The 329-nt window shown below is 32.2% G+C and carries 1 pseudogene; it reads left to right on the top strand.

The window, feature by feature from the left end:
- A pseudogene (locus C1E99_RS13095) lies at nt 1-150 on the top strand (IS110 family transposase); the annotation flags it as partial.
- Between the last annotated feature and the right edge of the window lie 179 nt (nt 151-329).

Here is a 329-nt window from a genome sequence, read left to right as displayed (position 1 = left end):
GCAGACTTTTATGAGAAACGAAAAAGGCAATCGCAAATGACTTCAACCAAGCCACACACGATTGCCTCCATACATCGTCTCATTCGGACAATGTATTACCTCATAACGCATAACAAACTTTACGATTATATTTCAACCCAAAATCAGTAAAATTGTTTATGCCATATTATTGTAACACCTTATCAAAAAATTTCAACATAAGGTGTTGCTTTTGTATACCCTTTTTACACTAAACTTTAGTCCAAAATAAAATAATTTCCATATTTGGATTACGAGACTCAAAATATTTTTCGTCAAATACCTTGATGGACTTGACAAATGGTAGAAAA

This window comes from Streptococcus suis (assembly GCF_002964045.1).
Lineage (GTDB): Bacteria > Bacillota > Bacilli > Lactobacillales > Streptococcaceae > Streptococcus > Streptococcus suis_U.
The sequence above is the reverse complement of the archived record's forward strand: the minus strand, read 5'-3'. Positions and strand labels throughout refer to the sequence as shown.